At 56.5% G+C, this 24,935-nt stretch carries 23 protein-coding genes; 16 read left to right on the forward strand and 7 right to left on the reverse strand.

What is annotated here, in order from left to right; all coding sequences use genetic code 11:
• Positions 1-60 precede the first annotated feature (60 nt).
• The 5 genes from MPQ_RS04535 to MPQ_RS04555 all read right to left on the reverse strand — a co-directional run bounded on the left by MPQ_RS04535 (position 61) and on the right by MPQ_RS04555 (position 6,089).
• A complete protein-coding gene (locus MPQ_RS04535; RefSeq protein ID WP_013441716.1) occupies positions 61-2,301 on the reverse strand; it encodes an arginine/lysine/ornithine decarboxylase in 2,241 nt (746 codons plus the stop codon).
• Between the two features lie 304 nt (positions 2,302-2,605).
• Positions 2,606-3,628 (reverse strand): GTP-binding protein, encoded by a 1,023-nt coding sequence (locus MPQ_RS04540; protein ID WP_013441717.1) that lies wholly within the window; start codon positions 3,626-3,628, stop codon positions 2,606-2,608.
• Positions 3,629-3,777: 149 nt separating this feature from the next.
• Positions 3,778-4,995 (reverse strand): zinc metallochaperone GTPase ZigA, encoded by a 1,218-nt coding sequence (gene zigA / locus MPQ_RS04545; protein ID WP_013441718.1) that lies wholly within the window; start codon positions 4,993-4,995, stop codon positions 3,778-3,780.
• A gap of 42 nt (positions 4,996-5,037) precedes the next feature.
• Positions 5,038-5,451 (reverse strand): RNA polymerase-binding protein DksA, encoded by a 414-nt coding sequence (dksA, locus tag MPQ_RS04550; RefSeq protein WP_013441719.1) that lies wholly within the window; start codon positions 5,449-5,451, stop codon positions 5,038-5,040.
• Positions 5,452-5,642: 191 nt separating this feature from the next.
• Complete coding sequence (locus tag MPQ_RS04555; protein ID WP_148211143.1) at positions 5,643-6,089, reverse strand: Fur family transcriptional regulator; 447 nt, start codon at positions 6,087-6,089, stop codon at positions 5,643-5,645.
• A gap of 66 nt (positions 6,090-6,155) precedes the next feature.
• On the opposite strand from MPQ_RS04555, the gene MPQ_RS04560 reads away from it, so the two are divergent.
• Genes MPQ_RS04560 through MPQ_RS04575 form a run of 4 tightly spaced genes read left to right on the forward strand, consistent with a single transcriptional unit; the run spans position 6,156 to position 10,368 of the window.
• Complete coding sequence (locus tag MPQ_RS04560; protein ID WP_013441721.1) at positions 6,156-8,015, forward strand: ribonuclease catalytic domain-containing protein; 1,860 nt, start codon at positions 6,156-6,158, stop codon at positions 8,013-8,015.
• Complete coding sequence (locus MPQ_RS04565) at positions 8,008-8,841, forward strand: polyamine aminopropyltransferase (protein WP_015829692.1); 834 nt, start codon at positions 8,008-8,010, stop codon at positions 8,839-8,841. Before MPQ_RS04560 ends, MPQ_RS04565 begins: the two co-directional genes overlap by 8 nt.
• Positions 8,838-10,001: a class I SAM-dependent RNA methyltransferase gene (locus MPQ_RS04570; RefSeq protein ID WP_013441723.1), complete on the forward strand. Its 1,164-nt coding sequence runs from the start codon at positions 8,838-8,840 to the stop codon at positions 9,999-10,001. The genes MPQ_RS04565 and MPQ_RS04570 overlap by 4 nt, the downstream gene beginning before the upstream one ends.
• Positions 9,994-10,368 carry a nucleotide pyrophosphohydrolase gene (locus tag MPQ_RS04575; RefSeq protein ID WP_013441724.1) on the forward strand — a complete coding sequence of 125 codons (375 nt, stop codon included), beginning with the start codon at positions 9,994-9,996 and terminating at the stop codon, positions 10,366-10,368. Before MPQ_RS04570 ends, MPQ_RS04575 begins: the two co-directional genes overlap by 8 nt.
• A gap of 49 nt (positions 10,369-10,417) precedes the next feature.
• Here MPQ_RS04575 and MPQ_RS04580 read toward each other — a convergent pair whose 3' ends face one another.
• Positions 10,418-10,816, reverse strand: coding sequence for a hypothetical protein (locus MPQ_RS04580; protein WP_148225302.1), 399 nt, complete (start codon positions 10,814-10,816; stop codon positions 10,418-10,420).
• Between the two features lie 112 nt (positions 10,817-10,928).
• Between MPQ_RS04580 and purL the strand changes: the two genes are divergently transcribed.
• The 10 genes from purL to MPQ_RS13555 all read left to right on the forward strand — a co-directional run bounded on the left by purL (position 10,929) and on the right by MPQ_RS13555 (position 21,671).
• The gene (purL, locus tag MPQ_RS04585; RefSeq protein WP_041362044.1) at positions 10,929-14,825 is read left to right on the forward strand and encodes a phosphoribosylformylglycinamidine synthase; all 3,897 of its coding nucleotides are present in this window, start codon (positions 10,929-10,931) and stop codon (positions 14,823-14,825) included.
• Between the two features lie 55 nt (positions 14,826-14,880).
• The gene (locus MPQ_RS04590) at positions 14,881-15,363 is read left to right on the forward strand and encodes an ankyrin repeat domain-containing protein (protein ID WP_013441727.1); all 483 of its coding nucleotides are present in this window, start codon (positions 14,881-14,883) and stop codon (positions 15,361-15,363) included.
• A gap of 138 nt (positions 15,364-15,501) precedes the next feature.
• Positions 15,502-15,870, forward strand: coding sequence for a cytochrome c (locus tag MPQ_RS04595; protein ID WP_015829697.1), 369 nt, complete (start codon positions 15,502-15,504; stop codon positions 15,868-15,870).
• Entirely contained in the window at positions 15,863-17,125 is a 1,263-nt protein-coding gene (locus MPQ_RS04600) for an NAD(P)/FAD-dependent oxidoreductase (protein WP_013441729.1), read from the forward strand. Before MPQ_RS04595 ends, MPQ_RS04600 begins: the two co-directional genes overlap by 8 nt.
• Before the next feature lie 32 nt (positions 17,126-17,157).
• Positions 17,158-18,387, forward strand: a complete 1,230-nt coding sequence (locus MPQ_RS04605; protein ID WP_013441730.1) for a sorbosone dehydrogenase family protein — start codon at positions 17,158-17,160, stop codon at positions 18,385-18,387.
• A gap of 24 nt (positions 18,388-18,411) precedes the next feature.
• On the forward strand, positions 18,412-18,999 hold the full coding sequence (locus MPQ_RS04610; protein WP_013441731.1) for a hypothetical protein: 588 nt from the start codon (positions 18,412-18,414) through the stop codon (positions 18,997-18,999).
• 21 nt (positions 19,000-19,020) lie between these two features.
• The gene (locus MPQ_RS04615) at positions 19,021-19,893 is read left to right on the forward strand and encodes an SMP-30/gluconolactonase/LRE family protein (RefSeq protein ID WP_013441732.1); all 873 of its coding nucleotides are present in this window, start codon (positions 19,021-19,023) and stop codon (positions 19,891-19,893) included.
• A 149-nt stretch (positions 19,894-20,042) separates the two neighbouring features.
• Positions 20,043-20,651 (forward strand): PAAR domain-containing protein, encoded by a 609-nt coding sequence (locus MPQ_RS13835; protein WP_148225256.1) that lies wholly within the window; start codon positions 20,043-20,045, stop codon positions 20,649-20,651.
• Positions 20,641-21,348 (forward strand): N-acetylmuramoyl-L-alanine amidase, encoded by a 708-nt coding sequence (locus MPQ_RS04625; RefSeq protein WP_049821868.1) that lies wholly within the window; start codon positions 20,641-20,643, stop codon positions 21,346-21,348. Before MPQ_RS13835 ends, MPQ_RS04625 begins: the two co-directional genes overlap by 11 nt.
• Positions 21,345-21,671: a hypothetical protein gene (locus MPQ_RS13555; protein ID WP_049821869.1), complete on the forward strand. Its 327-nt coding sequence runs from the start codon at positions 21,345-21,347 to the stop codon at positions 21,669-21,671. The genes MPQ_RS04625 and MPQ_RS13555 overlap by 4 nt, the downstream gene beginning before the upstream one ends.
• 197 nt (positions 21,672-21,868) lie before the next feature.
• Here MPQ_RS13555 and serB read toward each other — a convergent pair whose 3' ends face one another.
• Entirely contained in the window at positions 21,869-22,711 is an 843-nt protein-coding gene (serB, locus tag MPQ_RS04635; protein WP_013441735.1) for a phosphoserine phosphatase SerB, read from the reverse strand.
• A gap of 141 nt (positions 22,712-22,852) precedes the next feature.
• Between serB and sucC the strand changes: the two genes are divergently transcribed.
• Together sucC and sucD are read left to right on the forward strand one after the other, a co-directional pair.
• A complete protein-coding gene (gene sucC, locus MPQ_RS04640; RefSeq protein WP_013441736.1) occupies positions 22,853-24,031 on the forward strand; it encodes an ADP-forming succinate--CoA ligase subunit beta in 1,179 nt (392 codons plus the stop codon).
• Between the two features lie 2 nt (positions 24,032-24,033).
• Positions 24,034-24,921 carry a succinate--CoA ligase subunit alpha gene (gene sucD / locus MPQ_RS04645; protein ID WP_013441737.1) on the forward strand — a complete coding sequence of 296 codons (888 nt, stop codon included), beginning with the start codon at positions 24,034-24,036 and terminating at the stop codon, positions 24,919-24,921.
• Positions 24,922-24,935: the final 14 nt, after the last annotated feature.

The following is a 24,935-nucleotide window of genomic DNA, read 5'->3' on the forward strand; positions in this document are numbered from 1 at the left end:
GCTTGCCCGCGCTGACCGCGATGAAATGCGCCGACCCTCAGGGCCAGCGCACGCGATTAATCAGGCCGCCACGCAATCCACGTAGTAATACGCCTTGCCATCCACCACTTGCTTTACCAGGCCGTGCACATCGGTTTCAAAGCCAGGGAAGCGCTCATTGAAATCGCGGGCAAAGCGCAGGTAATTCACGATGATCGCATTGAACTGCTCACCCGGAATCAGCAATGGAATGCCAGGCGGGTAAGGCGTCAGCAGCACGGCAGTGATGCGACCTTCCAGCTCGTCGATCTGCACGCGGTCAATCTTGCGGTGCGCCATGCGCGCAAATGCATCGGTCGGCTTCATGGCCGGAATCATGTTGGACAGATACATTTCGGTGGTCAGGCGTGCCACGTCGTTGGCGCGATACACTTCGTGAATTTGCGTACACAAATCCTTGAGGCCAATGCGCTCATAGCGTGGCTGCTTGGCAACAAATTCCGGCAGTACTTTCCACAGCGGCTGGTTCTTGTCGTAATCATCCTTGAACTGCTGCAAGGCGGCGACCATGGTGTTCCATCGGCCCTTGGTAATGCCGATGGTGAACATGATGAAGAACGAGTAAAGACCGGTCTTTTCCACGATAACGCCGTGCTCGGCCAAATACTTGGTGACGATGGCGGCGGGGATGCCAAACTCGTCCGAGAACGAGCCATCCACATCCAGCCCAGGCGTGATAATGGTGGCCTTGATCGGGTCCAGCATGTTGAAGCCTTCGGCCAGATTGCCGAAACCGTGCCAGCGTTCGCCGGCTTTCAGCATCCAGGCTTCGCGTTCTTCAATGCCCTCTTCGGACAAGTCGTCCGGGCCCCAGACCTTGAACCACCAGTCGCTGCCCCATTCTTCATCCACCTTGCGCATGGCGCGGCGGAAATCCAGGGCTTCCATGATGGATTCTTCCACCAGGGCTTTGCCGCCCGGGGCTTCCATCATGGCGGCAGCTACATCGCAGCTGGCAATAATCGAATATTGCGGGCTGGTGGAGGTGTGCATCAGATAGGCTTCATTGAATACATCCCGGTCCAGGCGGTTGTCTTCTGCATCCTGCACCAGAATCTGCGATGCTTGGCTCAGGCCGGCGAGCAGCTTGTGCGTGGACTGGGTGGAGAACACCATGGAGTCTTTGCAGCGCGGGCGGTCAGCGCCAATGGCGTGGTAGTCACCGTAAAAGTCATGGAAGGTGGCGTGTGGCAGCCAGGCTTCGTCAAAATGCAGGGTGTCGATCTTGCCATCCAGCATTTCCTTGATTTCTTCCACGTTGTAGAGCACGCCGTCGTAGGTGGACTGCGTAATCGTCAGTACCCGTGGCTTGGCATTTTTGTCGGTGGCAAACGGGTTGGCTTCAATCTTCTTCTGGATGTTTTCCCAGGCGAATTCCTCTTTGGGAATCGGGCCGATAATGCCGAAGTGATTGCGCGTTGGCATCAGGAACACCGGCACGGCGCCGGTCATGATGATGGAGTGCAGCACCGACTTGTGGCAATTGCGGTCCACCACCACGATATCGCCGGGGGCGACGGTGGAGTTCCACACGATCTTGTTCGAGGTCGAGGTGCCATTGGTCACGAAATACAAATGGTCGCAGTTGAAAATGCGCGCCGCATTGCGCTCGGAAGCGGCAACCGGGCCGGTATGGTCCAGCAACTGGCCCAGTTCGTCCACGGCGTTGCAGACGTCAGCGCGCAGCATGTTTTCACCAAAAAACTGGTGGAACATCTGGCCGACGGGAGATTTCAGGAAGGCCACGCCACCGGAGTGACCGGGGCAGTGCCAGGAATAGGAGCCATCGGCTGCGTAATGGGTCAGCGCGCGGAAGAATGGCGGTGGCAGGCTGTCCAGATAGGTACGCGCTTCACGCACGATGTAGCGGGCCACGAATTCCGGCGTATCTTCAAACATGTGGATGAAGCCGTTCAGTTCGCGCAGGATCTCATTCGGGATATGGCGGCTGGTGCGGGTTTCACCATGCAGGAAAATCGGGATTTCCTCATTGCGGTAGCGGATTTCGTCGACGAATTTGCGCAGGTTATCCAGCGCTTCTGGCTTCTCTTCGACGAACTCTTCATCGTCAATCGACAGAATGAAGGCCGAGGCGCGACTTTGCTGCTGAGCAAAGGAGGTCAGGTCACCATAACTGGTCACGCCCAGTACTTCAAAGCCTTCTTCTTCGATGGCTTTGGCCAGCACGCGTATGCCGAGACCGGAGGAGTTCTCCGAGCGAAAGTCTTCATCAATGATGACGACAGGAAATCTGAACTTCATATAGGCCTCCGAAGGCTGCCCGAAATGGCGAAAGGAGCGGAATATAGCACGTTTTCGTGACGTGACAAGCCTTTGAGCAGTAAAGCTTTGTCCGTGTGGAATCGAATATGCGAATTGGAGCGGCTTGGCGGCCGAACGTTCATAAAAATGTCATATTGGCGCATGCATTTTCTGGGGGCTGCCGGGGGCAAAATCGCGACTTTTAGAGCCTGTATTTCTGGCGGTCTGGTTATGCTTGCAGCAGCCCAGACGAAATCAACGCCTGGGCAACCATATTTTTCGCCATAGTTCCCGCGCAGCGCCCCTAGAGCTGCATCAGCGCATCGCGCACGCGCAACTCGTCGACGCCTTTGCCAATAAAGACAATGCGGGTCAGCGGCTCGTCTTCATCCCAGCCTTCCAGCAGGGTGGGGGGGTAGAGGGTATGTTGCACCGCATGCACGGCAATCGGCGCAGGCTGGTCTTCGGCGTGAATAATGCCCTTGAGCCGCAGCAATTGCTCGCCAAAGGTCGCGCATAGCCATTTCAGCACCGGCTCCAGTTGATCCCAGGTCAGCGGCTTGGGCAGGGTGACGGTGAAGCTCACAATCTCGTCATCGTGCACGGCCTTGGGCAACATGCCGCGGCCCGCCTTGGAGCGCGTGGGTGCGCGCAACCAGCGTTGTGGTTGCGCCTGCTTGCCATCCTGACTGAACAGGCCCACATCAATCAGGTGTTCGGGCTCAATCTCGCCATGACGGATCATGTGTTGCGTAGCGCCTGGGTTGAGCTCAGTGAGCGTCGCCGCCAGCGCTTCCTGCTGTTCCGGTGTGGCCAGGTCGGACTTGGTCAGCAGCAGCACATCGGCCACGGCGGCCTGCTTGCGTGCTTCGCCATGTTTTTCAATCTGCTGAATGCCATATTGACTGTCGATGGTGACCACCACCGCATCCAGCCGGTAGGTCGAGCTGATCACCGGCTCGTTCATCAGGTTGGCGAGGATGGGGCCTGGGTCGGCCATGCCGGTGGTTTCGATCACCAGGCGCTTGAATTCGGGAATCGCTGATAACGCGCGCTTGAAGAACAGATCGCGCAGGGTATCGGCCAGTTCATTGGTCAGCGTGCAGCACAGGCAGCCCGAGCTAAGTAACACGGTGTTGTCAGCGACATGCTCGCTTTCCACGGTGCGGGCCAGTATGTGGTCCAGCCCGGCCTCACCCAGCTCGTTGATCACCACCGCCGTATCTTTCATGCCGGGGTTGTTGAGCAGCTTGTTCAGCAGCGTGGTTTTGCCGCTACCGAGAAAGCCGGTGAGCAGGGTGACGGGAATGCGGGGATCGTGGCTCATGGATAACCTGTTGCTTGGGGCCAAAAGGCAGAGTTTAAAAGGTTGGTGATGTGTCGTTGCCAGGAATGCGCCAGACCAGACTCTTGCCTGACCCGGCTACATCGCTCAAGTTCTATTGTAGCCGCAGAATCTTCAGCTTGGAAAACCGCTCATGCTGCGTCTTGCTCTTCTTCATGCGCCGCATGCCACGCCGGGAAGGGGTCGGGCAGTTTGCGCCAGTCAGATACGCCGCTGGCCATTTCCTCATCGCTTAGCAGGCAGGCATCAAAGCCTGCCCGTATCGCGGATTCGTTCATGTTCATGCCTATCAGCACCAGTTCCTGCTGGCGGTCGCCCCAGGGTTCCAGCCAGCGCTGCTTGATCATGGCGAGGGACTCTTCGTCCTGCGGCCAATAGTCAGAAGGGGTAGCCGCCCACCACATGCCCGCCAGTTCATTGCGCGAGATGGCCCCCGCTTGAGACCAGTTGGCGCAGAAATCAGGACGGCTGGCCAGCCAGAAGTGGCCTTTGGATCTGACCACACCTGGCCATTCCTGGCCCAGCCATGCCCACAGGCGTTCTGGATGAAACGGTTTGCGCGCCCGGTAGACAAAGCTGCTGATGCCATATTCCTCGGTTTCAGGCACGTGTTCGCCACGCAGCTCCTTCAGCCAGCCAGGGGCATCCTGTGCGGCTTCGAAGTCAAAGCGGCCGGTATTCAGCACGCGATCCAGCGGCACCTTGCCGAAACTGCTGTGCACGATGTCGGCACGCGGATTCAATGTCTTGAGGATGCCTTCCAGCTGGCCGATCTCGGCAGGCGTCATGAGATCGGTTTTATTGAGGACGATCACATCACAGAATTCCACCTGCTCGACCAGCAGGTCGACCACGGTGCGCGTGTCTTCTTCGCCCATGGTTTCGCCACGATCCGCCAGGAAGTCACGCGAGCTGTAGTCGCGCAGGAAATGGTAGCCATCGACCACGGTGACCATGGTATCCAGGCGCGACACATCCGACAGGCTGACATCGTTTTCATCGCGGAAGGTAAACGTCTCGGCCACCGGAAGTGGTTCCGAGATGCCGGTGGATTCGATCAGCAGGTAATCAAAGCGGTCCTCGGCGGCCAGGCGGCGGATTTCCACCAGCAGGTCTTCGCGCAGTGTGCAGCAGATGCAGCCATTGCTCATCTCCACCAGCTTTTCTTCGGCGCGCGATAGTGCCGCGCCGCCTTCACGTACCAGGTGCGCGTCAATATTGACTTCGGACATGTCGTTGACGATGACCGCGACGCGGCGACCTTCGCGATTATTGAGAATATGGTTGAGCAGCGTGGTTTTGCCGGCGCCGAGAAAGCCGGAGAGCACGGTGACAGGGAGTTTTTTCATGGGATGTCCTTCGCTAGGGAGTGTGGCTGGTGTCGGTGGCGCTCAATGCCCGAACTGGCGCTCGCGACGCTCGTGTCTTTCCTGGGCTTCCACGCACAGCGTGGCGGTCGGGCGGGCCAGCAGGCGTGCCAGGCCGATGGCTTCGCCGGTTTCTTCGCAGTAGCCATAGCTGCCTTCTTCAATCCGGCGCAGCGCGGCATTGACCTTTTTCAGCAATTTGCGCTCGCGATCGCGCGCCCGCAGCTCCAGTGTGCGGACTTCTTCCTGGGTGGCGCGGTCGGCCGGGTCGGCGGCATCTTCGGTTTCGCGCAGGTGCTCGCCGGTATGGGCGGCGTTATCGCTGATTTCGGCCTTGAGGCTTTGCAGCAGATGGGCAAAGTACGCCAGTTGCTCTCCGTTCATGTAGTCGGTGGCGGGCATGGCGAGTAGCTGTTGTGGGGTCAGGTCTTGTGGCATGTGGGTCAGCAGGGGCTGAATATGTTTGCAACAATGTTGCGATCCCGTGCATGCTAATGCCTGGCGTTAAAAAATGCAACCTAGTTGCATTTATGAAGGTGGTGTTGCAGGTAATGAAAACGATGCCGTGTTAAAGACAGGGGCTGGAAGGTGAGACTGGCTGCCACGGATGAGTGGCAGGGGTTCGAGGCTTAGGCCTGCGCGCGCTGGCAGTCGGCGCAACAGCCTTTAATGTTGAGTTCGATGGAATCGACGGTAAAATGCTCGGGTATCTGCGCAGGCAATCTGGCATGCACGCCTTCCAGGCAAAACACCTTGCCGCACGAGGTGCATTTGAAGTGAGCATGCTGATGCAGCGTATTTTTTTGCGTGTGCTGGAAGCGGCGAGCCCGGTCATGCCCCATAATAGCGTGCGCCAGACCATGCTCCAGCAACCAGTCCAGAACGCGGTAGAGCGTGACCCGGTCAAACGATGCTTCGCTGCCCAGAGCTTGCAGGATTTCAGGATGGGTGAGGGCGTGCTGAGCGCCCGCCAGTACATTGAGTACGGCAATACGTGAAGGCGTGGGACGTTGTCCGGCGTCCCGAATCAATTGTTCTGCGTTTTCCATAGGCTTGAAAAGGTTGTCAGCTTTCAAGTGTCAGAGATAACGCCGGAAACGTCAACCACATGCCCACAAGGGCGGAAAAAGAATCAAACACGCATGAATGTATTTTACGAAGAGGATGGTGGCTTCAAGGTTGCCGCCATCATGACCGAGAATCCGGGTTCCTTGCAGGTCGAGGCCCTGACCGGCAAACGCTCCAAGATCAAGTCTGCCAATGTGCTCATGAAGTTTGAGCAATCCCTGTCCGGGTTCATGGAAGCCGCCAATGCCGAGGCTGAGCAGCTGGATATCCCGTTTTTGTGGGAATGCTGTGGCGAGGACGAATTTGCCTTTGATGCGCTGGCGCAGGATTACTACGGACAAAAACCCACGCCGGTGCAATCAGCCGCGGTGGCGATTCGCTTGCACAGCGCGCCGGTGTATTTTTATCGCAAGGGCAAAGGGCACTACAAGGCCGCGCCTGCCGATACCTTGAATGCCGCGCTGGCCGCGATTGAAAAGAAGCGCCTGCAAGCCGAAAAAATTGCCACCTTTGCAGAGCAACTGAAGGCAGGTGAGCTGCCCGAAGAGTTCCGCAGCAAGCTGGACATGCTGTTTTACGATCCCGACAAAAACTCCATGGAATGGAAAGCGCTGGAGCAGGCGGCGGCCGAAACCCATACCGGGCATGTGCAAGTGCTGGCGGCTGCGGGTGCCATCGCTTCCATACACGATTACCATCTGGGCGCTTTTCTGCGCGAATATTTCCCCAAAGGCACAGGCTTTGATGCTGTGGACGCCTTGCCACCGGTCGACGACCTGCCGCTGGCCGAGGTCGAAGCTTTCAGTATTGATGACAGCACGACCACCGAAATCGATGATGCCCTATCGGTAACGCCGCTGGGCAATGGTCTCACCCGTGTCGGCATTCATATTGCCGCCCCGGCGCTGGGTATTCTGCCGGACTCACCGTTGGATGCGGTCGCGCTGCACCGTTTGTCTACGGTCTATATGCCGGGCAACAAGATCACCATGCTGCCGGAAGAGGCCATTGAGCCTTTCAGCCTGAATGCAGGCCATGAGCGGCCTGCGCTGTCGCTGTATCTGGATGTGGCGGCGGATTTCAGCATTGTGCATCGCGAGAGTCGTGTGGAGCGCGTGCGTATTGTGGAAAACCTGCGCCATGATGCGCTGGAGCCTTACTTCAACGAAGCCACGCTGGCGGAAGATAGCGGGCATCCCTATTGGGCGCGCCTGCTGTTCCTGTTCAATCTGGCCGAAGCGCTGGAAAAAGCCCGTGGCAAATACGACCCGACGCGGCCGCCACAGCTCGATTACAACTTTTATGTCACCGACGGCAAGGTGCAGATCGTGGCGCGCCGTCGCGGTTCGCCCATGGACAAGCTGGTGGCCGAGCTGATGATAGAAGCCAACAGCCAATGGGGTCTGCTCTTGAAAGAGCATGCCATTCCCGGTATTTACCGTGCGCAGAATGGCGGCAAGGTTTACATGACCACGCAGGCTGAGCCGCATCAGGGCCTGGGCGTGGGGCAATATGCCTGGAGCACTTCGCCTCTTCGCCGCGCGGTGGATCTGATTAACCAGCGCCAGGTGATCTCGGTATTGCGCGCGGAGCCGCCGGTATATCCGCCGAATAGCGATCTGCTGGCCTCGGCCATGCGCAATTTTGACCAGACTTACAATGCCTACAATGAATTTCAGACGCGCATGGAGCGCTACTGGTGCCTGCAATATCTGGTGCAGGAAAACATCCAGGAAATCGGCGCCACGGTGTGGCGCGAGAATCTGGTGCGGCTGGATAACCTGCCGTACATTACCAAGGTGCACAGCCTGCCGGAGCTGGCACCGGGCACCCGCGTCAAGCTGGAAATTCGTCAGGTGGATACGCTCATGATGGAACTGGACACCCGATTCAAAGGCGTGGAGACACCCGTAGCCGAGGTGGCAAATGTTTAGGATGGGACGCAACATCGCACGCAGCATACACCGGGCCATTACGCATGAAGACAGCGTGGATGTGAGCGAGATCGACGGCGTGCGCTCGCTGCATCTGGGCTCGGATACCGTGCAAAGCTCCATGCGGGTCAAGGCGCCTTATGATCTTGAACTGAAATACACGCGCGGCATGATGGTGTTTCTGCTGTTCAACAAGCAGGTGCGCAATCTGGTCATGATCGGCCTCGGTGGCGGCTCGGTGCCCAAGTACATCTACCAGTACCTGCCGCAGATTGCCTGCAAGGTGATCGAGATCAATCCCCGCATTATCCAGGTGGCACGCAGTCACTTTTTTGTGCCGCATGATGAATACCTGCCTTCGGGCGAGGCGCGTTTTGAAGTCGTGCAGGCCGATGGGGCCGTGTATGTCGCCGAAAATGCCGACAGCATGCAGGTGCTGGTGATCGATGCCTTTGACAGCCGCGGCATCCCGCAGGACCTCTGCACCCAGTCTTTCTTTGATGACTGCTTTGAAGCGCTCACGCTGGATGGCATGCTGGTGGTCAATCTGTGGGGCTCGGACCGCAACTTTGATGTCTACCTGCAACGCATCGAGCAAAGTTTTCATCAGCGCGTGCTGGTTATGCCGACCGGCCGCCCTGGCAATATCATCGTATTTGCCTTCAAGCGTGCGCCGCAGGATCTGCGCTGGAGCTCGCTGCGCGAACGTGCGCGTGCGCTGGAAGCCGAATACAAGATCGAATTCATGGATTTCATTGAGCGCTTGCGCGACCATAATCCGAATACCCCCAATCGCTTGCTGCTGGAAAGAGAGTCCGCGGAATGAAATCCCATCAATTTTTTGCCACCTGCCCACGCGGGCTGGAAGCGCTGCTGGCCGAAGAGCTGCAGCAACAGGGCGCGCGCGCCGTGCAGGTGACCGATGGTGGCGCCTCGTTTGGCGGCGACATGGCGGTATGCTACCGCGTCAATCTGCACAGTCGCCTGGCGACGCGCGTGCTGCTGGAAGTGGTGCGCGGCAACTATGCCAGCGAAGATGATCTTTATCAGGCCGCGCTCAAGTTCAACTGGCCGGAGTGGTTTGATGTGGGCCGCAACTTCATGGTCAAGGTGACTGGCGTCAAATGCCCGTTGAAAAGTCTGGAATTCGCCACCCTGCGTATCAAGGATGCCGTTTGTGACCGTTTCCGCCAGGCCGTGGGCAGCCGCCCTTATATCGATACCAAAGAGCCCGATGTCCGCATCCACGCCTATCTCGCTGCCGAGCATTTTCAGTTTTACCTGGATACTTCCGGCCATGCGCTATACCAGCGCGGTTTGCGCCGTGCCAGCATAGAAGCGCCGCTGCGTGAAAACCTCGCCGCGGGGATCCTCAAGCTGTCCGGCTGGCAGCCGGGCACCTCGCTGCTGGACCCGATGTGCGGCAGCGGTACCTTTTTGCTCGAAGCCGCCATGATGGCCTTGCACATTGCGCCCGGCAGCCGCCGTCATTTCGGCTTTGAAAAGCTGAAGAATTTTGATGCCGACAAATGGAAGACCCTGCGTCAGCAAGCGCAGAGCCAGGCCAAGCCTGCGACCTTCCAGAAAATCTACGGCAGCGATCAGGATTTGCGCGCCGTGCGCGTCACCAAGCAGAATCTGCAGGAGGCTGGGTTGCTGGAAGCCGTGCAGCTGAGCCATGCCGATATGGTGGAAGTGCCGCCGCCCGCCGAAGCCGGTGTGCTGGTGGCCAACCCGCCTTATGGCGTGCGTATTGGCGAAGATGAAGAGCTGGCTGCGCTTTACCCCAAGATGGGCGAAGCGCTCAAGCGCAAGTTTGCTGGCTGGAACGCCTACTTTCTGACCAATGACCTGCGCATGCCCAAGCTGATGCGACTGGCGCCTTCCAAACGCACGCCTTTGTTCAACGGCCCGCTGGAATGTCGTTTGTTTGAAATCCGCATGGTGGCAGGCAGTAACCGCAAGGAGAAGCCTGCCGATGAGTGACAGCCTGGATGAACTGCGTGCCCGGGTAAATGCCTTCGTCGTCGAGCGCGACTGGGCGCAGTTTCATACGCCCAAAAATCTGGCGATGGCGATGATCGTGGAAGCGGCGGAAGTAGTGGAGCATTTTCAATGGGACACCCCGGCAGAAAGTGCCACCATGGATGCTGCCCGCAAGACGGAGATTGGTCATGAGTTGGCCGATACCTTTGTCTATCTGCTGCGGATTGCCGAAGTCTGCGGCATAGACCTGATCGCCGCGGCCAATGCCAAGATAGACCTTAACGCGAAGAAATATCCGGCTGATCTGGCGCGTGGCAGCAATGCCAAATACACCGCTTATCAAGTGCCGCCTGAGACGAAAGACTAGCGCTCAAACGCCTTGCCATGCTCGCGCCATCTCTGGCTAGCCTGCTTGATCAATACACCGGTTTGCCCTTGCAGGGCAGAGCAGCCGAGGTAATGCGGCCTATCCAGGCCGTATTGCCCATATCGCTCTCCGGCAAAAACAATTCCCCTAGCGTTTTCTGGCCTTTGACGTCCGACATGCTCAGCACAAACAGCACGCGCTGATCGGCACGCAGGCGTATATCCCAGCCATGCGCGGTCTGATCTACCGTGCTGGTGCGGTTGGGGTAGGATTCGGCCAGCCTTTGCAGCAGGCAATAACTCGCGTTTTCACTGCTATCGGCAAACTGGTAGCGCGCCTTCAGCAGCATGGCGCTGGATTGCGGAGCGTTGCTGGCACAGCTGCTTAGTAACAATGCGATCAGCATACTGGCAAATGTCAGCATGCCGGGGTTGCGGCCTTGATGCATGGCGATTCCTCGCAGGGTGGTCATGATGCGCCGGATTTTAGCAGGCAACAGGCGAGGAATAGGCGGCGGTTTCTGGTAAAATTACATTTTTGCCAACGTCCTGAATTTATTCATGTCCAGCCTCCAAATGATCAGCCTTCGCGGCAGCGCAGCACTCTCCGATTTTCGTCTCGATAAAATTCTCACTGCGCTCAAGGCAACTGCCCCGCGTATCAGCCATCTGTATGCCGAGTTCTGGCATTTTGCCTGGTCTGAAACCACGCTGACCGCTACTCAGCAGGACACCCTGAAGAAGATTCTGACCTATGGCCCCAAGCTGCACGAAGAGCAGCCGCAAGGTGAATTGCTGCTGGTGGTGCCGCGCCCCGGCACCATTTCGCCCTGGGCATCCCGTGCGACCGATATTGCCCGCCACTGTGGGCTGGAAGCCATGCAGCGCCTGGAGCGCGGTGTCGCCTACTATGCGGCCACGGCGGATGGCTCACCGCTGACCGACGCGGAAAAGCAGGCGCTGAAAGCGCTGATTCATGACCGCATGACCGAAGCCGTCTTCCCGACGCTGGAAGATGCAGCCCGTCTTTATCACATTGCCGAACCAGCGCCGCTGGCCACGGTGGACATTCTGGCCGGTGGCAAGCCCGCACTGGAAGCGGCCAATAGCGAAATGGGCCTGGCGCTGTCGCCGGACGAAGTGGATTACCTGCTGGAAAACTTCACCCGCATCGGCCGCAACCCGACCGATGTGGAGCTGATGATGTTTGCCCAGGCCAACTCCGAGCATTGCCGCCACAAGATTTTCAATGCCGACTGGGTGATAGATGGCGTAAAACAGGACAAATCGCTGTTTGCCATGATCCGTAATACGCATCAACTGAACCCAGGCAATACCGTGGTGGCGTATTCCGACAATGCCTCGATTGTGCAGGGTGAAACCACCCGCCGCTTTTACCCGCAAGCTGATGGCGAATATGGCTACATCGAGGAAGACATGCACTTCCTGATGAAGGTGGAAACGCATAACCACCCCACGGCGATTTCGCCATTTGCCGGTGCTGCTACCGGTGCTGGCGGTGAAATCCGCGACGAAGGTGCGACCGGTTCCGGCTCCAAGCCCAAGGCTGGTTTGACCGGGTTTTCCGTGTCCAACTTGAATATTCCCGGCTTCAAGCAGCCGTGGGAAACCGATAACGGCAAGCCATCGCGCATTGCTTCGGCCTTGCAGATCATGATTGACGGCCCACTGGGTGGTGCCGCCTATAACAACGAATTTGGCCGCCCCAATATCGCGGGTTATTTCCGTACGCTGGAACTGGAAGCCGCCGGTGAGCTGCGCGGCTATCACAAGCCCATCATGCTGGCGGGTGGTGTGGGCAATATCTCCGCCAAGCATTCGAAAAAGAATCCGATTCCGCCGGGCGCCTGTCTGATTCAGCTGGGCGGTCCCGCCATGCTGATTGGCCTGGGCGGCGGCGCGGCATCCAGTATGGATACCGGTGCCAATACCGAAAACCTGGACTTTGACTCGGTGCAACGTGGCAACCCTGAGCTGGAGCGCCGTGCGCAGGAAGTTATCGACCGCTGCTGGCAGCTGGGGGATGACAATCCTATTCTGAGTATTCACGACGTCGGCGCTGGTGGTATCTCCAATGCCTTCCCCGAGCTGGTGAACGATGCCGGTGTGGGCGCGCTGTTCGAGTTGCGCAATGTGCATAACGAAGAGCCCGGCATGTCCCCGCGTGAGCTGTGGAGCAATGAAGCGCAGGAACGCTATGTCATGGCGGTGGCGGTGGAAGATCTGGCACGCTTTGCCGAGATTTGCGAACGTGAGCGCTGCCCGTTTGCCGTGATTGGCCATGCCACCGAGCAACGCCACCTGACCGTGGCCGACAGCCATTTCTACAACAAGCCTGTGGACATGGATTTGTCCGTGCTGCTGGGCAAGCCGCCCAAGATGACGCGCACCGTGACGCATCTGGAGCGCGACCTCAAGCCTTTTGATGCCAAGGTGTCGCTGAAAGAAGCCGCCGAGCGCGTATTGCGCCTGCCAGGTGTGGCCGACAAGACCTTCCTGATCACGATTGGTGACCGCACGGTGACCGGCCTGATCGCCCGCGACCAGATGGTGGGCCCATGGCAGGTGCCAGTGGCCGATGTGGCGGTGACGCTGGCCGGCTACGAAACTTACCGCGGCGAAGCCTTTGCCATTGGCGAAAAAGCGCCATTGGCGCTGATTGATGCCCCGGCTTCCGGCCGCATGGCGATTGCCGAATCCATTACCAATATTGCCGCCAGCCGCATTGAGCACTTGTCTGACCTCAAGCTTTCTGCCAACTGGATGGCGCCTGCCGGTCACCCCGGTGAGGATGCTGCACTGTTTGATACCGTGCGTGCCGTGGGCATGGAGCTGTGTCCGCAACTCGGCATCAGCATCCCGGTCGGCAAGGATTCCATGAGCATGAAAACCGTGTGGGAGGAGGGCGGCGACAAGAAAGCCGTGACCGCCCCGATTTCGCTGGTGGTCACTGCCTTTGCCCCCACGCCCGATGCACGCCAGACCCTGACGCCACAACTGCGTACGGATCTGGGCGATAGCAAGCTGATATTGATTGATCTGGGCAATGGCCGCAATCGCATGGGCGGGTCTGCGCTGGCTCAGGTATATGGTGCCACCGATAACGTAGCGCCCGATCTGGATAAACCGGAACAGCTCAAAGCCTTCTTTGAGCAGATTCAGGCGCTGAATGCCGCTGGCAAGCTGCTGGCATACCACGACCGCTCGGATGGCGGCTTGTTTGTCACCCTGGTAGAAATGGCGTTTGCTGGTCGTTGTGGCATTGATATTGATCTTTCTGCCTTGTCTGGCGATGCCGTCAGCGTGCTTTACAACGAAGAGCTGGGCGCCGTGATTCAAGTGCCCGCTGCCGAAGCATCGACCATTGCCGAGCAGCTCAACCAGGCTTTGCAAGGCTGTGCGCATGTGTTGGGCGCACCGGTAACCAACAATCACGGCATCATCATTCGCCAGCATGGTGAGGTGGTATTTGCCGAGCTGCGTACTGATCTGCATCGTATGTGGTCCGAGACCACCTACCAGATGCAAAAGCTGCGCGACAACCCGGTATGTGCCCAGCAGGAATACGACCGTATTCTGGATGTGCAAGACCCCGGCCTGCATCAGTACCTGACCTTTGATATCGCCAACAAGATCGAAGCACCTTATGTGGCAACCGGTGTGCGTCCCCGCATGGCCGTGCTGCGCGAGCAGGGCGTCAATGGCCAGGTGGAAATGGCGGCGGCGTTTGATCGCGCTGGCTTCCAGTCGGTGGATGTGCACATGAGCGACATCATCAGCGGTCGCGTCAGTCTCAAGGACTTTGCCGGTGTGGTGGCCTGCGGTGGCTTCTCCTATGGCGATGTGCTGGGGGCGGGCGAAGGCTGGGCCAAGTCCATCCTCTTCAATAGCCGCGCTAACGATGAGTTTTCAGCTTTCTTCCAGCGCGAGGACTCTTTCGCGCTGGGTATTTGCAATGGTTGCCAGATGATGAGCAACCTGCGCGACCTGATTCCCGGTGCCAGCCACTGGCCGCATTTTGTGCGTAACCGCTCCGAGCAGTTCGAGGCGCGGGTGGCCATGGTGGAAGTCCTGGATTCGCCTTCGCTGTTTTTCAGTGGCATGGCGGGTAGCCGCATGCCGATTGCTGTCGCGCATGGTGAAGGTTTTGCGGAATTTTCTGATGAAAGTGCGGTCAACAGCGTACTTGCCGACAAACTGGTCAGTATACGGTTCGTTGACAATACGGGGAGTGCGACGGAAACCTATCCATTCAACCCCAATGGTTCGCCACAGGGTATTACCGGACTCACTACGCGCGATGGGCGTTTTAGCATTATGATGCCGCATCCGGAGCGTGTATTCCGTACCGTGCAGCACTCGTGGCATCCTGATGGTTGGGGTGAAGATGGACCGTGGATGCGTATGTTCCGTAATGCACGCAAGTTCATCAGTTGATGTGTGAACGTGGATGTTAATTAAAATACGATAATAAGATTAGAGAGAGAACAGCATGAAAACAATCAAGGCAATCCTGTTGGCAGCAGCACTCTGTATTCCGTTTTCGGCCTTTGCGCTGACAGGCGATGAGCAGGTCGAGTACACCGATGCACTGGGTACCGGCAAGCTCAAGGTGGTCAAGAAATACTTCAGCGAACACAAAGTGGACGTTAACGACAAATACTTCGCCTGGTCGGCTTTGCAGATTGCCGCCAATAAAGGCCAGTTGGCCGTGGTGAAGTATCTGGTTGAGCAAGGCGCTGATGTGAATTACCAGCACCCCATGACCAAAATGACGCCGCTGCATCTGGCGGCCTATGATGGCTATACCGATGTCGTCAAGTACCTGATTTCCAAGGGCGCTGACGTCAATATCAAGATGCGTGGTGGTGTTTCCATCGTGCGTGCCGTCAGGGACACAGGTAACACCAAGATGGTAGAAGTGCTGGAAGCTGCAGGCGCCAAGGACGATGGTTGCGAAGGCCAATGTAACTAGGCTTGTTATCAAGCCCATGCAGTTAAAGCTGGTGTTTAACCCGCTATAATCCGAAGAGCGAAGCCTGTCATCGAACACAGGCTTCGCTCTTTTGCATTTCCCGGCCGCTTGGCCCAATCCTGCAACGATTGGTAGCCCATGAAACTGATAGCCTCATACTGGATTCCCGCCTTGGGAATCCTCACATGTATTTCCGGTAGCGCTTATGCGCAACCTCCGCAATATTCCCCCCATATTCAGGTGCTGGCTGCCTCCTGCGCGGCCTGCCATGGCACCGATGGCAATAGTGTCGGTGGAACGCCCGTGCTGGCCGGTCTCGATAGCCTGCATTTCATTCGCCAGATGAAAGCATTTCGTTCTGGCGAGCGTCCGGCGACCGTGATGCAACGCCACGCCAAAGGACTGACGGAAGACGAGATCGTAGGCCTGGCTGCGTTTTTTTCCACGCAGCCGCGGGTGACTGGCAAGCTTCCTCCGTCCATGAAGCTGGAGCCCTCCCATGATTGATAGACGCAATTTCCTCAAGCTCGGCTCGGCGGCGGCACTGCTGACCGGGTGCTCGCCTTTGCTGCGTGCGGCCGGGAGACCCAAGCCCAGAGTCGTGGTGGTCGGCGGTGGCTATGCAGGTGCGGCTGCCGCGAAATATCTCAAGCTGTGGGGCGGTAATGCCGTCGATGTCGTGGTGGTGGAGCCCAGCTCGCAGTTTGTCTCCTGCCCCTTAAGCAATCTGGTACTGGGTGGCAGCAAAACCATCGACGACCTCACCTTCAGCTATGCCGCGCTGAAGAAAAACCATGATCTGCAATGGGTGCGCGACTCGGTGGTGGCGATTGATCCTGAACATAAAAAGCTGATCCTGGGCCGCAGTGATTTTGGCTATGACAAGCTGATCCTCGCTCCCGGCGTCGACTTTATTTACGATGCGCTGCCGGGGCTGGAAAGCGACGCTGCCCGCAAGCAGGTGCCGCATGCCTGGAAAGCCGGGGAGCAGACGGTCAATCTGCGCCGCCAGCTGGAGAGCATGCCGGACGATGGCGTGTTTGTGATGAGCATCCCCAAAGCGCCGTACCGGTGTCCGCCCGGGCCTTACGAGCGCGTCTGCCAGGTGGCATTTTACTTCAAGCAGCACAAGCCTAAGGCGCGCATTATCGTGCTGGATGCCAATCCGGAAATCGTCTCCAAGAAAGGCTTGTTTACCAAAGCCTGGGCGGATCTTTACCCCGGCATGATTGAATACCGTCCCAATAGCGTGGTGGTTGAGGTGGATGTGGCGGGCCATACCCTGATGACGGAGTTCGATAGCATCAAGGGCGATGTGCTGAATGTGATTCCGCCACAACGCGCCGGTATCCCAGCGCAACTGGCGCAGGCCAACAATATCGACAAGCGCTGGTGCGAGGTCGATTTTCTGACATATGAATCTATGGTGGTTCCGCATGTCCATATCATAGGCGATGCGGTATCAGCGGCCCTGCCCAAGTCGGCGCACATGGCGACATCGCAAGCCCGGGTATGTGCCAATGCCGTGCTGGCTGCGCTGACCGAGCAGCCGATTGATACATCGCCGGTGTTTGCCAACACCTGCTACAGCTATGTCAGTGACCATATGGCGATGCACGTTGCCAATGTGTACCGCTACAACCAGGCGAAAAAAATAATGCTGTCAGCCGAAGGCGGCGGCGTCTCAGACGCACCCTCCGAACTTGAGGCCGACTATGCCCGCTACTGGGCGCAGAATATCTGGTCTGATGTGCTGACATAACAACATCAATGACTCTTTACAGGAGCAAGTGAATGCCCAAGCCGAGTATTCGACTTCCGTTCGGCGGATTCTGCATGATGCTGGCGGGGATCATGACCGTCGCATCTGCCAGCAGCCATGCCGATCAGGCCGTTGAAGCGCCCATCCCGGCAGATGTGGCAAGTGCGGTGCGCTTGCCCGCTGGCTTCAGCCTGAATGTGTTTGCCCGCGTGAATCCGGGCGAAGGGTATTTCAGCGGCCCGCGCATGATGGCGTTTGGCCCGGATGGCAATCTCTATCTCACCACCGGGATGGGTGGCCAGGTGCTGATGCTGCCTGATCGCGACAAGGACGGCAAAGCCGATGAAACCGTGGTGGTGGCAGACAAGCTGAATGCGCCCAACGGCATTGTTTTTGTGGATAAACAGCTGCTGGTGGCAAATCAGGATGGCGTAGTCCGGCTGGAGCAGCAGGGCGGCAAGTGGCCAGCTAGCAAAGCGCAGCCCATCATCAGTGGACTGGCGACGGGTGGGCATACCCTGAAGACCATCAGGCAGGGGCCGGATGGTTATCTTTATCTCAATGTTGGCTCCAGCTGCAATGTTTGCGTGGAGCAAGACCCTAGCCGTGCGGCTATTCTGCGCTATACCGTGGATGGCAAGCCTGCCGGGGCATTGGTGACGCTTGGGCGCCATGCCCAGTCAGCGGTGTGGGCGAGTGGGCTGCGCAATTCACAGGGCTTTGCCTGGCATCCGCAAACCCAGGCCATGTTTGCCACCAACAATGGCGCCGATATGCGCTCGGAAACCCGCGGCGGGCGCGTGAATGATGATATTCCGCCTGAACACCTGAACCAGATTGAATCCGGCAAAAACTATGGCTGGCCGCATTGCTGGGGCCAGCGCGTGCCGGATCCCAACTTTGAAGGGCCCAGCGGATTCTGCGATGCCATGCAGCCGCCGGCCATCACCTTTGACGCGCACTCCACGCCACTGGGCATTACGTTCCTGAATCAAAGCGGGTTCCCCAGGGATTACCAGCAGGATGCCATCGTGGCGCTGCATGGCTCGTGGAACCGGGTAACCCCCTCGGGATACAAACTGGTACGTGTTAGATTCAAGCAGAATCAACCCGTTGAAGTCACGGATTTTGCCACTGGCTGGCTGCAAGGAAACGCGGCCTGGGGGCGCCCGGTGGATACACTGATTGGCCCGGATGGTGCCTTGTATGTGTCAGATGACCGCTCCGGCCTGGTGTATCGCATACGCTATCAGGGCAAGTAATCGTTTTTAATGAAGGAAAGTACCATGAAACACAAACTGCATTTACTCTCCTGGCTGGTTGCCGGGCTCTTGCCGGTGCAAGCCATGGCGCTGGCAGACGAAGCGGCCGCCAAGCCAGCCGATATGCTGATTTACATCAATCCGCAGGAATACCAGCACCCGATCAAGCTCTGGCAGTTTTACAACGACTACTGGTTTGCCCAGGGCCCGGCAGTGGAGCCGGTTGCCAAAGAGGTGATGGGGGCCGAGTTTGGCAAGGTCGGCATGTGCGAGAGCAATCTGGTGGGTAATACGCTGGTCAAGCTGCAGCCCAAGATGTTCTACAACCCGCACATGAAGATTTTCTACGGCACCATTATCGCCAGCGCTTATAGTGGTAGCGGCAAGCCGATAGGCACCTATGTCGGCGAGTCGCAAAAAACCGGCTATCTGGATGTTGTGCCTGCCTATCAGGTGGAACAATCCTACAAGCTCGCCATGCAGCAAGTGGTAACCAAGATGAAAGCCGATCCCGCATTCAGCGATGCCGTGAAAAATGGCATTCCCTCCAACGAAACCGCTACGCCATGTTCCATGGTGAGCGTGCTGCCTTCTATAAAAAGTCCTAAATAACCAACCCAGGAGATATACGCCATGACCCGAATTCCCCGTCTCACCCCGCTTGTGCTTGCGTTGTCCGTGCTGTTCGCGCCGCTGGCGCATGCCCACGAAGGCAAAACCATAGGCGGCTTCAAAACGCCAGAATCCGTGCTGCAAACCAAGGATGGCCGCGTGTTTGTGTCTGAAATCGGCGAATTCGGCAAAGATGGCGATGGTCAGATCAGCGTCATCTCACCCGATGGCAAGGTCAGCGTATTCGCAACCGGCATGGATGATCCCAAAGGCCTGGCGATTATCGGGCAGGATATTTATGTCACCGACAAGGCGCGCGTGCTCAAGGTCAAACCCGACGGCAAGTGGGAAGTGTTTGCCGATGCCAAGGCATTTCCGGTGACGCCGCAGTTCCTGAATGACATTGAGCCTGATCCCAAAGGCAATCTCTACGTCAGCGACAGTGGCGATATCAACACCGGCAGCGGTGGCGCCATTTACCGCCTGGACAAGGCCGGCAAGGTTACGCTGGTGATCGACGGCAAGCAGGATCCCAAAGTACTCAGCCCCAATGGCCTGGTGGTGGATGATACCGGCGATGTTCTGCTCGAAGTCGACTTTGCCTCCGGCATCCTCTACAGCTACAACATGAAATCCAAAAAGCTCACCAAGCTCGCGGAAGGTTTTGGCGGTGGTGATGGCCTGGTGCATGCCAGCTCCGGCGTTATCTACGTCAGCGACTGGAAAAACGGCAAGGTATTTGAACTGGGTCACGACGACGAAGTGAAATTGCTGAAAGACGGTTTCAAGGCATCTGCCGACATTGCCCTTAGCAAGGATGAAAAATACCTCATCGTGCCTGACATGAAAGCAGGCGAAGTAGTGTGGCTGCCTTTGCATCCGAAAAAGCATTGAAATATATAAAAATTACGATTTAGTAGCGCCTCAACAGAGGCGCTTTTTTTTGCCTAGTCATTTTGTAATTGAGATTGCCTCTGGGGGATATATCCACAAAAAATTAATGTATTTATTCTATTAATTTTGAATGTAATGAGATTTTAATCATGAAAATTTCAAGAGCATATGTTGTAAACGGAGATAAAACGACGGCAGGTGGCCGTGTTGAGTCTCTACCATTACCCTCCCCTTGGACGATTGGTAATGAGGCGGCCGATATAAGTTGTGAAGGCGACAAAGTATGGTGTCCCGCCTGTGATAGTTATGGTGTAACGAAATGCATACCTCCTTTTAGACCGATGCTAGGGTCAGATGGTAGGCAAATCAATCTGGATGGTGATTTGTGTGTATGCAAATGTTCTGTTCCGCCGAGATTGGTCGCCCGGATGACCAACTACACAGCCGGATTTAATTATGACGCTATTTTAAAAATGTATGGTTGCGAAGAGTGGTTGGAGTATGCGGGCCTTAAATTATCGGAAAGTATTATAAAGAGGGCTGGCGGCAAGGTATTTCAATTCAAAGACAGTGAAACAGGACAGCCGTTGTCAAATAGAAAAGTAGTAATAAAAAAAGGAGGGGAAGTGAGTGAGGCTGTGACAGATAGTGATGGAAAAATTGATGTCATGGCAGATGATGGCCAGCTGATAAGTCTGTTTATGGTGTTTACATCTCCCAATAAACTCCTGATTTCTGGAGGCACATATGACAGATAGAAATTATATAGTCCAACGATGGACACATGAAATTGCTGAGCATGACCATAAGCATGGACAAGTTGTCGAAATAACCGTAAACGACCGGGCGGCAGTCAGAGAGGCAATTATCCATAGAGTTATTGAAAGTGGCATGAATTTTGTTACACGTTCAGACTGGGCTGCAAGTAAAAATAGATCGGCCAATATGAAGGATGATTGGAACTATACAATGATTGCGATTCATCATGCTGGGCGCAGCATGTCTTGCGGCCCAGCAGCGCTTCAATTGCAGGATGTCCAGCATTTGCATATGTACGAAAAGGGTTTCGATGATATTGGGTACCACTATGCAATAGATTGCATGGGTAACATATTTGAGGCAAGGGACATCAGGTTTAAAGGGCAGCATCTTAAAGAGTACAATACAGGAGCCATAGGGATAGTCCTATTAGAGAATCTTACAGTGCCAGGAGAGGGGGTGGGGGGTAAGTCCAAGTTTACAAGTTTATTTTTCGCAACACCTGTGGCGCCTGAAGCCCAGATTGACTCTGCCAGAAAATTAGTCTTTATTCTGAGTGAATTTTTCCCCATCAAGATATTAGGCGGGCATCGAGAGTTTCCATACCAATATGATGAAAACAAAATATGTCCTGGTAATGTTGGCATGGAGTTAGTGAAAAATCTGCGTAAAGTAACGGGGCTGATGGAACCATGAGAAAATATAAGATTGCTATTGGATTGATTGTCTTATTTTTGGTCTGGCTGAATGTTGGGTTAGCAGAAGATGCTTGGATTGAAGAAAGTTATATTGTAATTTTTTTGAAAAAAGAGATGACCTTAAAGTTGACGTTTATTAATCCATTACTTACTGAGGCTGATTTGCCTTCAATCCAAGAGTTACCTCAAAAAACCCGAAGTGATCTGGCAGAGTATTGCCGTTATCGGTTTGGTATAATAAATGCATCTGATAAAACGCTGGAAGAATGTGCCTCCCGGCCTTTCCTCTCAGAATATTGGTTCCTGAATATTGATAATTGACATTAGTTTTTGGGGTTCACATTCTCTCTAAGTTTTGAACGCTTAATTACCGATAGGTAATTTTATGATGATAAATGGTCGAGGTTGTTATGAAAATTACCGATCGGTAATTGTGTATTAATCATTCAATGGTTAGATGCTGGTTACAGGAAGGCGACCGGAGAAAAACGGGCATGGTCTCATCATTTGCATTGTGTTCATGCAAACAATCCCACTAGGCCTTCCAGCCCCACATGATTCAGCGCGTAAGTAGCCTGCTGCTGCACGATAGGTTTGGCATGATACGCGACACCCGCAGTGGCGACGGACATCATCTTGAGGTCGTTGGCGCCGTCACCAATCGCGACTACCTGATCCGCGCTCAGTCCTAGTTTGTCGCGGGTGGCGATCAGAAAATCGGCCTTGGCCTGGGCGTCGACGATATGGCCGAGCACCTTGCCCGTGAGTTTGCCGTTCACGATTTCCAGGGAGTTGGCCTGGGCATAGTCCAGGCCCAGCATGGCTTTTACCTTGTCTGCAAAGAAATCAAAACCACCAGATACCAGCATGGTGCGTATGCCGTTTTCGCGGCAGGCGTCTATCCAGGTCTGGGCGCCGGGGTTGAGTTGCAGTCGCTCGTCGATCACGCGTTGCAGGGCGGAGTCTTCCAGGCCTTCCAGCAGAGCCACGCGGCGGCGCAGGCTTTCGGCGAATTCGATTTCACCGCGCATGGCGCTTTCGGTAATGGCGGCGACTTGTGGTTTGAGGCCGTACATATCGGCGATCTCGTCTATGCATTCAATGCTGATGAGGGTGGAGTCCATGTCCATCACTGCCAGGCCGAAGCGCTTGAGGGTGTGCTTGTCATCAACATAGGCGCAGTCAATCTGTTGCTCGCGACAGAAGTCGATGACGTTTTGCTGCGCTTCGGTTTGTCGTGGCAGGCTGTAGGCGTGCTCGGCCAGTTGCGTGAATTGCAGCCCTTGCTGGGCACCGCTGAGCTGGTGCAAGTGGGCGAGGTGCGAGAAGCTAATGGCAGAGCCTTGAACAACGAGACGCATGGCAGGGATCGAAGTCTGTGAGTAAGGCTGGCATTATACATTGCGCGGGCTCTGCATGCGGCTTCCGGGCCGCTATCTGCACTGGCGCAATAGGCCGAATTGCGCGAAAATGCGGTATTGCATCCACACTAAGCCCCTTCTATGAATTTGCACGAGTATCAGGCCAAAAGCCTATTGCAGCGCTACGGTTTGCCCATTCCCCAGAGTCAGGTCGCAGAGAACCCCCAATCCGCCGTTGAGGCCGCCAAGAGCATTGGTGGTGATGCCTGGGTGGTGAAGGCGCAGATTCACGCGGGTGGCCGCGGCAAGGCCGGTGGCGTCAAGGTGGTGAAGTCGTATCAGGATGTGGAAGCGGTGGCCGCCAGCTTGCTCGGCAAGCCGCTGGTCACGTATCAGAACGCGCCGGATGGTCAGCCTGTATTGCAGGTGCTGGTGGAGCAGACCTTGCCGATTGCGCGTGAGCTGTATCTCTCTCTGCTGGTGGATCGCAGCCTGGAGCGCGTGGTGATGGTAGCCTCGGCTGCGGGCGGCATGGATATTGAAGAAATCGCTGCCACTCAGCCGGAAAAAATTCTGCAGGAAGTGTGCGACCCCTTGAATGGTCTGGTGGATTTTCAGGCGCGCAACCTGGCGTTTGGCCTCGGTCTGGCCGGTGAGCAGATTGCCGCCTTTGTGCGCCTTGCCAAGGGCTTGTACAAGCTTTTCAAGGAAAACGACCTTGCCTTGCTGGAGATCAATCCGCTGGTGGTGACGGCCGAAGGTGCGCTGGTGGCACTGGATTGCAAGATGAGCGTGGACGATAACGCGCTTTACCGGCAGAAGGCCCTGGCCGAGCAGCGCGACTGGAGCCAGGACGATGCCAAGGAAGCCGAAGCGCACAACGCCGGGCTCAATTACATTGCACTCAACGGCAACATCGGCTGTATGGTCAACGGCGCCGGGCTTGCCATGGCGACCATGGACCTGATCAAGCTGCATGGTGGCGCGCCTGCCAACTTTCTGGATGTGGGCGGTGGCGCAACGGCGGCCACTGTGGCGCGCGCGTTCAAGATCATTCTGGCTGATAGCAACGTCAAGGCCATCCTGGTGAATATCTTCGGCGGCATCATGCGCTGCGACATCATTGCCGAAGGCATCATCACCGCGGTGAAAGAAGTTGGCATCCAGATTCCCGTTGTCGTCCGTCTCGAAGGTACAAACGTTGAGCTTGGCAGAAAGATGCTGAGCGAAAGCGGTCTCTCGATTATCTCGGCAGCCGGTCTGACCGATGCCGCCCAACAGGCGGTGCGTGCCGTCAATAATGCAGCAGTGAAAGCGTAATCATGGCAATTCTGGTTGATCAACATACCAAGGTCCTGTGCCAGGGGTTTACCGGCAAGCAGGGTACTTTTCATTCCGAGCAGGCGCTGGCCTATGGCACCCGCATGGTGGGCGGCGTGACGCCTGGCAAGGGCGGTCAGCAGCATCTGGATTTACCCGTATTCAATACCATGCGCGATGCCGTGCGTGAAACCGGTGCCAATGCATCGGTGATCTACGTGCCGCCACCTTTTGCTGCTGACTCTATCCTCGAAGCCTGCGATGCAGGCGTTCCGCTGATCGTCTGTATTACCGAGGGCATCCCCGTGCTGGACATGCTCAATGTCAAGGCCGCGCTGAAGGCCAATGGAGCCCGTCTGATCGGGCCCAACTGCCCAGGCGTCATCACACCCGATGCCTGCAAAATCGGCATCATGCCGGGCAGCATTCACCTGCGTGGCAAGGTGGGGATTGTTTCCCGCTCCGGCACCCTCACGTATGAAGCGGTACACCAGACCACTGCCTTGGGCCTGGGCCAGTCCACCTGTGTCGGCATAGGTGGCGATCCTATCCGCGGCATGAACTTTATTGATTGCCTGGCATTGTTTGAACAAGACCCCGAAACCGAAGCCATCATCATGGTGGGCGAAATTGGCGGTGCCGACGAAGAGGCGGCTGCCGAGTACATCAAGCAGCATGTGACCAAGCCAGTGGCAGGCTATATTGCCGGCCAGACGGCGCCCAAGGGCAAGCGCATGGGCCATGCCGGGGCGATTATCTCCGGTGGCAGCGGCAAGGCAGAAGACAAGATACGGGCCCTGGAGCAGGCGGGTGTTATTGTCGCCAGCTCACCAGCCGGACTCGGCGAAGCAGTACAAGCGGCCATCAAGGCCGCGACCCCAGCGAATTGATCACAAAGGAATCA

The sequence above is a fragment of the Methylovorus sp. MP688 genome (genome assembly GCF_000183115.1).
GTDB classification, from domain to species: Bacteria; Pseudomonadota; Gammaproteobacteria; order Burkholderiales; family Methylophilaceae; genus Methylovorus; species Methylovorus glucosotrophus.